Here is a 14691-nt window from a genome sequence, read left to right as displayed (position 1 = left end):
TTACTCGTTGTAGTGTGAAAAATAAGTTTTTGTTAATTCTTCTGAAGTTTGACTTAGTAAATCAGAAATTACAGAAAGAAAACTTTCAAGCTCTTTGTAGATGTATTCATCTTCTTTTGTTTCTAAAAGTTTATTTGTATTTGCAAGTGTTAACATAGAAAAGACTTTAAATATAGGCTCTTCAAAGTTGCTTAATCTTGAATTATCAATATTTTTTGGTAACTCTTTTAAATCTTCTAACAACTGAGTTATTATGTAAATCAGAGATTTTGGATATTTTTTGTTGAATAATAAAAAATCTAATACATTTTTTAAATCTAAAGATGATTTATAATAAGCTCTATAAGAGTTATAACTTTCATAAGAGTTAAGCATAGAATCCAAAACATCATATTCTAAAAGTTTATCAAGCTTTAAAGTGAGTAAAGAACGTAATTTAGAAATAAGCAATTGAGAAATCTCTATTTTACATCCTATGTCATATAAAATTAAACCTTGCTCTTTAAATATACTTTCATCAATCAATTCTTTGTAAGCCATTAAATAAATCAAAAGTTTATCAAGTTCATTTATATGGTCTTTATATGAAATTACTTCTCTTTTATTATAACTATTCCACTCTTTTTGGAGTTTTTCGTAGATTCTCCATGCTTCCATTGTTAGAAGATTTTTTACACTAGCATTTAAATTTGAGAGTAAACTAAGAGAAAAAGAGAGACTTCCAACTCTATTTTTATCTTTTATTAGTGAAATTATTTCTGTAAGAGGTTGTTTTAATTTTTCATCTAAAAATCCTGGATAACACATTGTAAGATGAGTTAATGCTCTATTTAAAATCTTTGTTGTTTGTTTTGAACTTATGTTATCATCATATCTGTTGATATTTAACATAGATTTTAAATTAAATCTAATCATTCTTGCTGTTGTAATAGCTCTACTTAAATATCTTCCCATCCAAAAGAGATTTTCAGCTCTTTTTGTAGAGATATTTTCAAGCCTAGAATCAAAAAAAGCTCTATTTTTAAATATATTATTTCCTACATATTCTTCATCTTTTCCTAAAATCCATAAATCTTTACTAGCTCCTCCTTTTTGATTAGAAACAACTAATGAATCTTTAGAGGGAGAAACACGAATTAAACCACCTTGTAAGACATTATAATCCTCTCCTTGTAGATAGGAAAAAGATCTAATTACAGTATTTCTAGGCTCAACTTTTCCTTTTGAAAAAGAGGGTGTAGTTGAAAAATCTATGATTTCTTGACCTACATAATAATGAGGTGCTTTTTTTATCTTTTCTGTTAAATCAAGAAGTTGTTTTTCATCAAGTTTATTTGCGAAATATACTTCGATATTATCAGTTCTATCAATCTTTTTTATTATTAGATTCTTCAGATTTGCAAGTACAAAGTCAAGTTCTTTTTTTTGTCCACACCACCAAGTGGCAATTTGAGGAAGAATTAATTCTTCATCTAATAAAAATTTTGCAATATTTTTCATAAAAGGATTTAATCCAATATTTTCAAGTATTCCAACTCCAATTGGATTAATCATAGATAAGTTATCTTCTCTAACAACATTTACAAGACCTGCAACACCTAATTGAGAATTGTTTTTTAATTCAAGTGGGTCACAATATTGGGCATCAACTCTTCTTATTAAAGTATCAACACGTCTTAATCCTTTTAGACTTTTTAGCCAAAGGTGATTGTTTTTTACAAGTAAATCTTCTCCTTGAACTAAAGTTAAATCTAAATATGAACTAAGATAAGAGTGTTCAAAATAAGTCTCATTTAATGGTCCAGGAGTTAAAAGTACAATTAAAGGATTATCTTGATTTGAAGAAGATAAAGATTTAAGCATATCTTTATAACCTTCTATAAATTTAGCCATTTTTTTTATTTCAACATTTGGATATAAATCATTTGAAATAGAGTTCATAGTAAGACGATTTTCTATAGCATATCCAAGACCTGATGGGGATTGAGTTCTATCATTAATAACCCAAAATTTACCATCTGGGCCTCTACTTATATCACTTGCATAAAATCTTAGAGAATAGTAGTCTTGATTATGAAAATTAAAAACTTCAGGAATAAAACTTTTGTGACCGAAAACTATTTCAGCAGGGATAATTCCTTCTTTTATAAGTTTTTGTTCAGTATATAAATCTTTAAAAATAAGATTTAGAAGTTTTGCCCTTTGTTTTAAACCTTTTGAAACCTCTTCCCATTCTTGTGAAGTTATAACTAAAGGAATAGGATCAAGATTCCATCTTCTATTATTTCCTTCTGGATCATTATAGATATTGTAAGTAACTCCATTATCTTCAAGTCGCCAATCAATTTCTAGTTGTTTTTGTTCTAATTGTTTGATTCCAGCATTTTCAAGTCCAGCTATAATATCTTTCCAGTGAGGTCTAATATTACATTCATTATCAAACATTTCATCAAATGATGATTCTAACCTACAACTATCAAAAATTGACATCTAATTTTTCATCCACCTTTGTCTTAAATCTAATGTATGAGGATACTCTTTATTTTTTGGCATTTCATGGAAGTATAGTTTTTTACTTCCAGTTTTACTTGTCATAACTCTTGATGCTTCAACTGCAAAAACAGAGTTTGCTTCACCAGTAATTTTAGGTTCAATTGGAGTTACTTCTCCTTGTGAATGGTTAAAGTCCCAATATCTATTTATTCTTCTTGATTCAGCTTCATAAGAATTTACAGGGAATGTATCATAACTTCTTCCACCAGGATGTGAAACAAAATAGTTAAATCCACCAATTGATCTTGTATTCCATTTGTCTATTATATCAAAAGTTAAAGGTGTATCAACTTTAATGGTTGGATGCAAGGCCGACCAAGGTTGCCAAGCTTTATATCTAACACCACTTACATATTCTCCTTCAACATTTGTTTTACTAAGAGGAACTTGAACTCCATTACAACTTATGACATATCTTTCTTCATTGAAATCTTGGATTTTAATTTGTAGTCTTTCAAGTGATGAATCAACATATCTTGCTGTTCCTTGACTTCCAGATTCTTCTCCTAAAACATTCCAAGGCTCAATAGCAGCTCTTATTTCAACATGCATTCCTTCAATGGTTGTCATACCATATAATGGGAATCTAAACTCAAAAAATGGATCAAACCAGTCTAATTTAAATTCATATCCTTCATCATTTAGATACTCAACTACACTTTTTAAATCCTCTCTTACATAGTGCTCTAGTAAGAATTTATCGTGAAGTCTTGTTCCCCAACGAATAAGATTATGTTTATATGGTCTTTTCCAAAAGCATGAAACTAAAGCTCGAACTAATAACATTTGTAAAAGTGCCATTTGTGAATGAGGTGGCATATCAAAAGCACGTAATTCTAAAATTCCAAGTCTTCCACTTGCAGTATCTGGTGAGTATAGTTTATCTATACAAAACTCACTTCTATGTGTATTTCCTGTAATATCTGTTAACATATGTCTAAATAATCTATCTGTTAGCCAATAAGGAACATCTCCACTTTCAGGTATTTGAGAAAAGGCAATTTCTAATTCATAAAGATTCTCAACTCTTCCTTCATCAACTCTTGGAGCTTGTGAAGTAGGACCTATGAATGCTCCACTAAATAGATATGAAAGTCCAGGGTGATGTTGCCAGAAAGTAATTAAACTTCGTAATAAATTAGGATTTCTTAATAGTGGCGAATCGCTAGGCTCCATAGCTCCAATAGTTACATGGTTTCCCCCACCAGTTCCTGTGTGTCTACCATCTATCATAAATTTTTCAGTTCCAAGACGACAAACTCTAGCATCTTCATAAAGACTTAAAATATTATCACTTAACTCTTTCCATGAGCTTGTTGGTTGAATATTTACTTCAATAACACCTGGGTCTGGAGTAACTTTTATTCTATCTGTTCTTAAATCATAAGGAGGTTCATATCCTTCAATTATAACAGCCATATTTAATCTAGTAGCTGTTTCTTCAATAGAAGCAATTAAGTCTAAAAATACTTCAGTTTTTTCAATTGGAGGAAGGAAAATACAAAGTTTGTTATCTCTTATCTCAATACTTAATGCTGTTCTAACAAAAGCTGTATATTTATTTTTAAGAGTAGTTTTTTTACTCATTTTTTTAGCACGTTTTTCAACTGCACTTATATAATCACCAAGCGCAGGATATGAGGCAAATAAATCTGGTTGAAAATCTTGCTCTAATTCAACTTGTGGTTTTACGATTAATGATTCTAAAGGAAGTCTAAATCCTATTGGCGAATTTCCTGCACTTAGAAATAGATGACCACGTCTAAATTCCCATTTTGATGTAATCCATTTTGTTGTTCCAAAATTAATAGGTAGAACATATCCTACTTCACTATTTAATCCTTGAGTTAACTTTTGAGCAATAGTTTTTCGCTCTAAAGGATCTTTTAAATCATATTTTAAAGGGTCAATATCAATAGGAAGTTCTGCTTCTTTCATAATATAATAAATTGGGTCTTCAAAAGCTGGAATTACATTTTCATCACTTATACCTAAAATCAAAGAAAGTGTTGAAATAAACTCTTTTGCATCAGCTGTCGTATACGAATAGCTTTTATTCATATCAGCTAATAAATCTGGATTCTTCCAAATAGGTTTATCATCTTTTCTCCAAAAGATAGTTGTTTGCCATCTAGGAAGTGGTTCTCCTGGGTACCATTTTCCTTGAGCGTGATGAAGTAGTCCACCATTTGTATTTGTTTCAAGTAATCTTCTTGCAAGATTATTTGCTAATTCTCTTTTATGTTCACCATCTGCTTCACTATTCCATTGAGCAGATTCCATATCATCAATAGATACAAAAGTAGGTTCTCCTCCCATAGTTAAACGAACATCATTTTTAACTAAATCTTCATCAACTTTAAAACCTAAGTTATAAATAGCATCCCATTGTTCTTCTTTGTATGGTTTTGTAACTCTTGGTGATTCAAAAATTCTTGTTACTTTATTTTCGTAATCAAACTTAGTTTCACATTTATCACTAAATCCTTCAATAGCGTGAGCAGAGTTATAATGTGGTGTACAAGCAAGTGGAATATGACCTTCTCCTGCAAAAAGTCCGCTTGTACTATCAAGCCCAATCCATCCTGCTCCTGGAACATAGACTTCTGTCCAAGCATGTAAATCTGTAAAGTCAGCTTCAGGACCACTTGGACCATCTAATGATTTAACATCGGCTGTTAATTGAACTAAATATCCAGATACAAAACGGCTAGCAAGTCCAAGATGTCGTAATACTTGAACAAACAACCAAGCAAAATCTCTACAACTTCCAAGTTTCTTTTCTAGTGTTGTTTTACAAGTTTGAACACCTGGTTCAAGTCTTACAGTGTAGTTTAGGTGTTGATTTATTTTTTGATTTACTTCGACTAGAAAATCAATAATAGGTTTTTCTTTTTTATCAATACTATTTATAAAATCTTTTAATATTTTATTCTTTTCTTCAATTTTTAAATAAGGTTTTAACTCTTTTTTTAAATCTTTTTTATATTCAAATGGGTAATTTTTTGCACTATCTTCAACAAAAAAATCAAAAGGATTAATAGTAATCATATCAGCTATGATTTCTACATCAATACAAAATTCATCAGTTTTTTCAGGAAAAACCAATCTTGCTAAATAGTTTCCAAATGGATCTTGTTGCCAATTTAAGAAGTGATTTTCTGGCTTGATTTTCAATGAATAAGCTTCAATTGGAGTTCTACTATGAGGAGCCGGTCTTAATCTAATTATATGTGGAGATAATGAAATCTTTCTATCGTATTTGTAGTGAGTTTTATGAGAAATTACTACTTTTAAAGACATTTTGAATCCTTTTATTTTGATAAAAATCATTATACAGAAATAAGCAAATAATAAAAATTAAATATTGTATATAAAGTGATGTACTGTATAAATTAGCATACTAAGTAAAGAAGTGATAAATATAAATACAATAATAACGAGTATATTTCTAAAATTAGCAATTAGTATTGACAAGTGCTAAAAAATATGTTAATATTCCAAGACTTGATATAAATACTATCAAGATTAAAAATTTTTAAGGAGTTAGAAATGCTTTTAACAAAATTTGATCCTTTTAAACAAATAAGAGAAATTGAAAAAAATTTATATAATCAAACTAATAGTGAAGGTGTAAATGCTTTCGTCCCTGTAGTGAACACAAGGGAAGGGGAGTTTGCTTATCACGTCGATATTGATTTACCTGGTGTAAAAAAAGAAGATATAAAAGTAGACATAAACAAGGGTATTTTAACGATCAGTGGTGAGAGAAAAATCAAAGATGAAGTAAAAGAAGAAGATTACTACAAAGTAGAGACATATTTTGGAAAATTTTCAAGAAGTTTTACTCTTCCAGATAATGCAGATATTGAAAATATTGAAGCAAGTAGTGAAAATGGAGTTTTAGAGGTAATTATCCCAAAACTTAAAGATGAAACTACTAAAAAAACAATAACAGTTAAATAAAAAGAAGGAGTTTACTCCTTCTTAAAAAAGGAGATTTAAATGAATAAGAATAAAACAAATAAGATTGATTATATTATTTTAATGAGTATTTATACTATATCTATTTTAAGTTCATTTTTTTTATTTCATAAATAAAAAAAATTTATTAAGATAACTTTAAAATAGTTATCTCACTTGAAGCCCCTAATCTCATAGGTGGTCCCCAAAATCCTGTACCTTTATTAACATAAACTTGTGTAGTTTCATTGTGTTGATGTAAACCTTTTACATAAGGTTGTTGAAGTTTTACTAAAAAATTAAATGGAAAAATTTGTCCACCATGTGTGTGTCCACAAAGAACTAAATCTATACCTTTTGTTTCTATTTCTTCTAAATATTTTGGTTGATGGGCTAAAAGAATAGTTGGTTTATCTTCACTATTTTTTAAAGCTTGAGTTATATTTGGTTTGTAAGAGCCATATCTTTCACCAAATCTATCATAAACTCCACAAAGATAAAAACCTTTATCTTTTTCCCCTATATAAATATTTTCATTTTCTAAAGTTTTAATTCCTAATGAATTTACATAATTAATAATTGGTTTTACACCATGAAAATATTCGTGATTCCCTACAATAAAATATGTTCCATATTTAGAGTTTATATTTTTTAATTCATCCAAAGCAGGTTTTGCATATTCAAGTTTTGTATCAACTAAATCACCAGTTATTACAACAACATCAGGATTTAGAATATTTACTTTTTTTACAAGATTTTTTATAAAATCTTTTGTAATTAATCCACCAATGTGAATATCACTTAGTTGTAAAATAGTATAAGGTTTATTTAAATTATTTATCTTAACATCAACTACTTCAATTTCGATATGTCTTGCATTATCCATAGCTTTTGCATTTGTTGCAATTACAGCTGAAATAATACCTATATCTAAACCTTTTTTAAAAAATTCTCGTCGATTTTTAGTATATTTTGTTTTTGAAATTCCAAGAGAGATGATTTCATGAAATAAAGTAATAATAAATGTTAAAAAAATCACCCCAATTGGTAAAGAAAGGAGAAAATAGAGCCAGTTGGGCACTAAGGGAAAATATCTAGCTATTGGATACATAAGTACCCCAAAAAATGTTAGATATAAAAATAAGCTAAGATATTTTCTAGTCTTATAATTAAAATCTAGTTTATTTATAAGACGTTTTTTTATTATCAATGTTTGAAAAGCAAAAACAATCATAAAAACTGAAAAAAATATTATAAAACTCATTTTGGATTGTATGCTTTCTTAGTTAATGAATTTTAAATAGAGTGTTTAGAGTTTGTTTAATTTGCAATTTTTTTAATACTCACAATTAAATTTTTAATATCTTCTTTTGTTTGTGAAAAATGAATAGAAATTCTAACCCATCCTGGACGATTATTTATATCAAGTTCTTTTATCCCAAGTAAATCATGACCATAAGGTCCAGCACATGAACATCCAGCTCTAGTTTGAAAATTATCAGTTGAAGACAAATTGTTACATAAATCATAAGGACTTAAACCTTTTATATTAAAAGAAATAATTCCTATATTTTCAACTTCTTGATTTCCATAGATTACACAATTTGGTATATTTTTTAATTCACTTATAAAATACTCTTTTAATTCATTTTTTCTATCTTTTATAAAATCAAAACCTATTTCATTTCTTAGTTGATATGCAAGACTTGCTCGAATAAATTGCAAAATAGGTGGAGTTCCAGCATCTTCTCTAGCTTCTATATCTTTTTGATAATATTGTGAATCTTTATTTACATATTCAACTGTTCCACCACCAGCAAAAGTAGGAGCAATTGATGTATCAATAAGATTTTTTCTAATAATTAATAATCCACAACTTCCAGGACCTCCAAGAAGTTTATGCGGAGATAAAACTAATGCATCATATAATTCACAAGGTACATTTATATATGGACTTGATGCAGCCGCATCAAATAAAACTTTCCCACCATAACGTTTAATAAGCTTTGATATTTCTTCATAAGGCGTAATAATTCCAGATACATTTGAAGCAATACAAAAGCAACCAATTATTTCTCTATGAGCATTTTCTTGCAAAATTTCTTTTAATTGAAAAAGGTCAACCAATCCATCACTTGTTAGTTTTATTCTTATAACTTCGCATAAAGCTTCTCTATAACTTACTTCATTTGAGTGATGTTCATAAGGTCCAACGATGATAAGGGGTAATTTCTTTTTAGCTACTGTTATTCCAAATCTTTTAATTGTTGCAGGAGGAATATATATTCCTAATAATTCTTGAAATTTTTTTATAGCAGCAGTTGTTCCACAACCGCTAGGAAGTATTGCAAATTCATCATTTAATTCCAAAGATTTTGCTAGATTTTTTCTGGCTTCTTCATAATAATTTGATGTAGTATCAGCATTTGAAGCTTCTTTTGAGTGAGTATTTGCATAAGTTTCTAAAACATCAAAAATTCTATTTTCTATTTGTCTAAATGCAAGTCCTGAAGCTGTGTAATCAAAATACTCTTTTTTATGTTTTCCAATAGTGTTGTATCTAATAAAGTTTAATAAATCTGTATGTTCATTGAAAAAAGGTCTAAAAATATTTTTATCCATAAATTTTTACTCTTTATAATTAGTTATTGTTATCTATTTTATAATTTTAAGTTATTTACTATAAGAGTTGGCTTCAATAAAAAGAGCTTAATAAAAAGCTCTTTTTTAAATAAAAGGATTAAAATTTATTTTTTCTAACTCTTTTGCCAAGTTTTCAGCACTATTTGTAGGAACATTTAAAATAATAATATTCCCTTTGTGAGTGATTTTAACTCTATTTGCTTCATATTTTTCAAGCAAAGTTGATAATGTGTCAATATTTGTACTAGAAATAGTTGAAGATTTCACTCTACAACCTATATAACTTTGACCTTCAATTTTACTTTTATTAATTCCAAGTCTAGGTTTTCTTGGTATGATATTTCCGCTTTTATTTATATTTCTTTGAATTTTGTAATTTACAGTTGAATTTAAAATATCAGAAAATTTGTTAAATCCCCAATTATTTACAAGATATTCAAATGTACTTCTTCTTGAATTTTCTCTATCACCAAAATCTTTATAAATATTAGCAATTGCAATTGCAGTTTTTATAACTTGTGCAGGTGTGATATATCCTATAATTTTGTCTAAAATTTTAACTGCAAAAACTATTTTATCTTTTTCATCTTTTGTTGCATTAAAACTAACATCAGGAGTAAATCTTACATCACAACCCTCTTCATAACCACTAATTGCGATTTGAAGTTTATTTGGAAGATTTTCAAAATTTTTATTCCCAATAAATGTTTCATTTAACTTATTAGCAAGTGGTTCAACATCTAAAAGTTGCGTATGGTCTATTCCATTTACTGGACAAGTTAAAACTCTTCTTACTGTATGACCCGCTTCAAAATAAGTGTTTAAATTTATCTCTTGAAGAAGTTTGAAAATCTCTGGCAAATCAGAAATTTTTAAATTTGTAAGTTCTATTTTTTGTTCATCTGAAAAGATTAATGTATTATTACTATATTTTTTAGAAATCAAACTAAGAGTTTTTAATTGGATTAAATTTAATTCTCCCATAGATAATGGGATTCTTAGTTTAAAATAGTTTTGTTGTTCATCTTGTGTATAAAGTCCATACCATTTGAATCTCTCCAAATCTTCAAGGCTCATTTTCTCACCAAAAACTGCATAGAAGTAGATGTCCGCTAAGACATCTACTCCACTTTTCTCTTTTTTTATTTTTTCCATATTAAATGCTAAGTTATTAGACATTATATAGCCTTACATTCCCATTCAGGGTAGTTTCTTCTAATAAATTCATTTAATTCAACTTCTGCTTTAGTATAAACTTTTTTATTTTCTTCAAGTTTTGCAAAACCTTCAATAGAAGATATGATCATTCCTGCACCAACAGTTGAGTTTGTGTATTTATCAATGATAATGAAACTTCCTGTATATCTATTTTCATGGTATGGATCAACGGCAATTTCTCTATCTAATGATAAAGTACATTTTGCAATATCATTAAGTGCTAATTCTGTTGTATCAATCTCTTCAAATGTATTGATATTCTTTTTAAATTCAATAGCATTAAACGCACCATTTAATACAGAAGTTGCTCTTTTAATAATATAGTTTTGGTTCAGTTTTAAAGGAGTTTCATCCATCCATACAACCATACAAGATAAGTGATTTGATACTTTTGGAATATCACTTGATTTTACAATCATATCACCTCTAGAAATATCAATCTCATCTTCAAGTGTAATTGTTGTCGCCATTGGAGCAAATGCTCTATCTATAGTTTCAACAGTTTCATCTTTTCCAATTGGTCTTAAATCTTTAATCTCATTTGATACTATAGATTTAACTTTTGATGTTTTTCTTGATGGTAACACTGTAATCTCATCACCAACTTTGATTTCACCACTTGCTATTGTTCCACTAAATCCTCTAAAGTTTAAGTGAGGACGTACCACATATTGAACAGGTAATCTAAATGAAGATGACTCTTGTTTATTAATAGGTGTAGTATCTAATAATTCCATTAAAGGAAGCCCTTTATACCAAGAACATTTAGGTGAAATAGTTAAAATATTATCTCCATCAAGTGCAGAAATTGGAATAAACTGAATATTTAAATCTTTGTTATGAGGAAGATATTCAATAATTTCATTGTAATCACTTTTAAACTTTTCAAATACTTCTTGGCTAAAGTCAACTAAATCCATTTTATTAATAGCAACAATTAGGTTTTTAATTCCTAAAAGACTTGCAATATATGAGTGTCTTTTAGTTTGTGTTAAAATACCTTGTCTTGCATCAACTAAGATAATTGCTAAATCAGCAGTTGAAGCTCCAGTTGCCATATTTCTTGTATATTGCTCGTGACCTGGAGTATCCGCTATGATGAATTTTCTTCTTTCTGTTGAGAAAAATCTATAAGCAACATCGATAGTAATACCTTGTTCTCTTTCACTTGCTAATCCATCAACTAAAAGTGCTAAGTCAATTTTATCACCAGTTGTTCCAACTTTTTTACTATCTTTTTCAATAGCAGCTAATTGGTCTTCAAAAATCATTTTTGAATCGTATAATAATCTTCCAATTAAAGTTGATTTACCGTCATCTACTGAACCACAAGTAATAAATCTTAAGATTTCTTTGTTTTCGTGTTCTTTTAAATATTGTTCAATATTTTGTGAAATTAAATCTGATTGATGTGCCATCTTAAAAATATCCTTCTTGTTTCTTTTTCTCCATTGATGCGTCACCATCAGAGTCTATAAGTCTTCCTTGTCTCTCACTTGTTGTACAAATAAGCATCTCTTGAATAATTTCAGGTAATGTTGTAGCAGTTGAATTTACTGCACCTGTTAATGGATAACAACCTAAAGTTCTAAATCTTACCATCTCTTTTTTAGCTGTTTTTCTTAATTCTTCAGGCATTCTATCATCATCTACCATGATTTTTGTACCCATATATTCTACTACTTCTCTTTCTTTTGCGAAGTATAAATCTGGAATAGAGATATTTTCTAAATAGATATATTGCCAAATATCAAGTTCTGTCCAGTTTGATAATGGGAAAACTCTAATAGATTCACCTTTTGTGTGTCTTCCATTATAGATATTCCAAAGTTCAGGTCTTTGATTTTTTGGATCCCATCTATGGTTTTTATCTCTAAAAGAGTAGATTCTCTCTTTTGCTCTTGATTTCTCTTCATCCCTTCTTGCTCCACCAAATACAGCATCAAACTGTTGAATGTTTAACATATTTTTTAAACCTTCAGTTTTCATGATATCTGTGTGTAAAGCTGAACCATGAGTAAAAGGAGAGATATTCATTTCTGCTCCTTTTGGATTGATATAAACTAAAAGTTCCATACCAACTTCTTTAGCTCTTTTATCTCTAAACTCAATCATCTCTTTAAATTTCCATGTTGTATCAACATGAACTAAAGGTAGCGGTGGAGGTGCTGGATAAAATGCTTTTTGTAAAAGATGTAACATAACTGAACTATCTTTTCCAACACTATATAACATCGCTGGATTACTAAATTCTGCTACAACTTCTTTCATAATATGCATTGATTCTGCTTCTAGTTGTTTTAGATGCGTTAATCTATCTTTACTTATCATATTTTTCTTTCTCCATTAATTTTTGACGAGCTCAAATTAAAAGTTTGAATTTGTCTAAGTTTTATTTTTTGTGTAAACCACACTCTTTATGTTCTGGGTTCTCCCACCACCATCTTCCTGCTCTTATATCTTCACCTTCTTTTATAGCTCTTGTACAAGGAGCACATCCAATACTAGGATATCCTTTATCGTGAAGTTTGTTATATGGAACTCTATTTTCTTTTATATAATCCCAAACATCTTTTTCACTCCAGTTGATTAAAGGATTTACTTTGATAACTTTAAAGCTATCATCCCATTCAACTAAAGGCATATCAACTCTTGTAATACTTTGAGATGCTCTTAATCCTGTAATCCAAACTTCAACACCATTTAAAGCTCTTTTTAACGGTTCAATTTTTCTGATATTACAGCAGTTTTTTCTTTTTTCAATACTTTCATAATGACCATTTACACCTTGAGTTTGATAAAGCTCTTGTACTTTTTTATTATCAGGAAAAAATACATCGATTTTTACACCATATTTTAGATTTGTTGCATCCATTACATCATAAGTTTCAGGATGTAATCTTCCTGTATCTAATGTAAATATCGTTGCATTCTTATCTTTTTTAAGTAGTAAATCTGTCAAAACTTGATCTTCTACTGCTAAACTTGAACTTAAAGCCACATTTTTAAAATTATCTAAAAAGTAAGTAACAACTTCTTTTGTTGATTTATTTTCAAGTTCTTTATTTAAATTTTCTATTAACTCTTTTTTACTCATAAATTAACCTAAATTTGATAATCATTTTCTGCTGGTTTTACTCTTCCAAAAGATAACTTATTCCAAGCTCTTTCGTGAAAATAGTATAAAATCATTTTTGTTATAACTTCTATTGAGCCAATAGAAGCAGCCATTATTAAATTCCCTGTGACAAAATAAGAAACAATCATCGTATCAAGTGTTCCTACTGTTCGCCAAGATATTGCCTTTACAACTGACCTATAAGGTTTTTCGTGCATGTAATTTCCCTATTTTAATTGAACCTTATGATAAAGAGTTCTTACTCTTCATCATAATTGTATAAACCAGAACTTAAGTATCTTTCACCTGTGTCACATAAAATTGTAACTATAGTTTTACCTTTGTTTTCTGGTCTTGCTGCAACTAATGCTGCTACATGAGCGTTAGCACCTGCACTGATTCCTACAAGTAGTCCTTCATTTTGTGCTAATTTTCTTGAACTTTCAATTGCATCATCATTTGCTACTTGAATTACTTCATCATAAATTGTTGTATTTAATACATCTGGTACAAATCCTGCTCCAATTCCTTGAATTTTATGAGGTCCTGGTTTTCCACCACTTAATACTGGACTTGCTTCAGGTTCAACGGCAATAATTTGTACATTTGGATTATGAGCTTTTAAAACTTCTCCAGTTCCAGTTAATGTTCCACCTGTTCCAACTGCTGCAATGAAAATATCAACTTTTCCATCAGTGTCAGCTAAAATCTCTTTTGCAGTTGTAAGTCTATGAATTTCTGGGTTTGCTGCATTTGCAAATTGTTGAGGAATAAAAGAGTTTGGTGTATTCTCTTTTATCTCATCAGCTTTTTCAATAGCTCCTTTCATTCCTTTTTCTGGTGGAGTTAACACAAGTTCAGCTCCTAATGCTTTTAATAATCTTCTTCTTTCAATACTCATTGATGCTGGCATTGTAAGAATTAGTTTTATTCCAAGTGCTGCACAAACTGAAGCAAGTGCAATTCCTGTATTTCCACTTGTTGGTTCAATTACTGTTGTATCTTTATTGATTAATCCTGCTTTTAAAGCAGTGTTTATCATATTTGTACCAATTCTATCTTTTACTGAATGTGAAGGATTCATAAATTCACATTTCCCTAAAACTGTTGCTCCACTTGCTTCACTTGCACCTTGCAATTTTACTAAAGGTGTGTTACCAATTAATTCTGTTATATTATTTGCATATTTCATCTTT

The 14691-nt window shown here is 29.0% G+C and carries 11 protein-coding genes; 1 reads left to right on the top strand and 10 read right to left on the bottom strand.

Annotation, left to right across the window (positions count from 1 at the left end; genetic code table 11):
- Together ADFLV_RS14940 and ADFLV_RS14935 are read right to left on the bottom strand one after the other, a co-directional pair.
- Positions 1-2490: a circularly permuted type 2 ATP-grasp protein gene (locus ADFLV_RS14940; protein ID WP_014475515.1), complete on the bottom strand. Its 2490-nt coding sequence runs from the start codon at positions 2488-2490 to the stop codon at positions 1-3.
- The gene (locus ADFLV_RS14935; RefSeq protein WP_129011868.1) at positions 2491-5856 is read right to left on the bottom strand and encodes a transglutaminase family protein; all 3366 of its coding nucleotides are present in this window, start codon (positions 5854-5856) and stop codon (positions 2491-2493) included.
- A 249-nt stretch (positions 5857-6105) separates the two neighbouring features.
- Between ADFLV_RS14935 and ADFLV_RS14930 the strand changes: the two genes are divergently transcribed.
- Positions 6106-6519 carry an Hsp20/alpha crystallin family protein gene (locus ADFLV_RS14930; RefSeq protein ID WP_014475513.1) on the top strand — a complete coding sequence of 138 codons (414 nt, stop codon included), beginning with the start codon at positions 6106-6108 and terminating at the stop codon, positions 6517-6519.
- Positions 6520-6664: 145 nt separating this feature from the next.
- Here ADFLV_RS14930 and ADFLV_RS14925 read toward each other — a convergent pair whose 3' ends face one another.
- The 8 genes from ADFLV_RS14925 to cysK all read right to left on the bottom strand — a co-directional run bounded on the left by ADFLV_RS14925 (position 6665) and on the right by cysK (position 14687).
- On the bottom strand, positions 6665-7555 hold the full coding sequence (locus ADFLV_RS14925) for a metallophosphoesterase (RefSeq protein WP_228712401.1): 891 nt from the start codon (positions 7553-7555) through the stop codon (positions 6665-6667).
- A gap of 281 nt (positions 7556-7836) precedes the next feature.
- Positions 7837-9138, bottom strand: coding sequence for an aminotransferase class V-fold PLP-dependent enzyme (locus ADFLV_RS14920; protein ID WP_129011867.1), 1302 nt, complete (start codon positions 9136-9138; stop codon positions 7837-7839).
- Positions 9139-9243: 105 nt separating this feature from the next.
- Positions 9244-10338 (bottom strand): sulfite reductase, encoded by a 1095-nt coding sequence (locus ADFLV_RS14915; RefSeq protein WP_129011866.1) that lies wholly within the window; start codon positions 10336-10338, stop codon positions 9244-9246.
- Positions 10338-11795, bottom strand: coding sequence for a sulfate adenylyltransferase subunit CysN (gene cysN / locus ADFLV_RS14910; protein WP_129011865.1), 1458 nt, complete (start codon positions 11793-11795; stop codon positions 10338-10340). Before cysN ends, ADFLV_RS14915 begins: the two co-directional genes overlap by 1 nt.
- A 1-nt stretch (position 11796) precedes the next feature.
- Positions 11797-12708, bottom strand: coding sequence for a sulfate adenylyltransferase subunit CysD (cysD, locus tag ADFLV_RS14905; protein WP_129011864.1), 912 nt, complete (start codon positions 12706-12708; stop codon positions 11797-11799).
- 61 nt (positions 12709-12769) lie between these two features.
- Entirely contained in the window at positions 12770-13474 is a 705-nt protein-coding gene (locus ADFLV_RS14900) for a phosphoadenylyl-sulfate reductase (RefSeq protein ID WP_129011863.1), read from the bottom strand.
- A gap of 8 nt (positions 13475-13482) precedes the next feature.
- Positions 13483-13713 (bottom strand): DUF2061 domain-containing protein, encoded by a 231-nt coding sequence (locus ADFLV_RS14895; RefSeq protein WP_041654950.1) that lies wholly within the window; start codon positions 13711-13713, stop codon positions 13483-13485.
- A 41-nt stretch (positions 13714-13754) separates the two neighbouring features.
- A complete protein-coding gene (cysK, locus tag ADFLV_RS14890; protein WP_014475505.1) occupies positions 13755-14687 on the bottom strand; it encodes a cysteine synthase A in 933 nt (310 codons plus the stop codon).
- Between the last annotated feature and the right edge of the window lie 4 nt (positions 14688-14691).

The sequence above is a fragment of the Arcobacter defluvii genome (assembly GCF_013201725.1).
In the GTDB taxonomy this organism is placed as follows: Bacteria; Campylobacterota; Campylobacteria; order Campylobacterales; family Arcobacteraceae; genus Aliarcobacter; species Aliarcobacter defluvii.
Note: the sequence above shows the minus strand (reverse complement) of the source record. Positions and strands in the feature narration are given on the sequence as shown.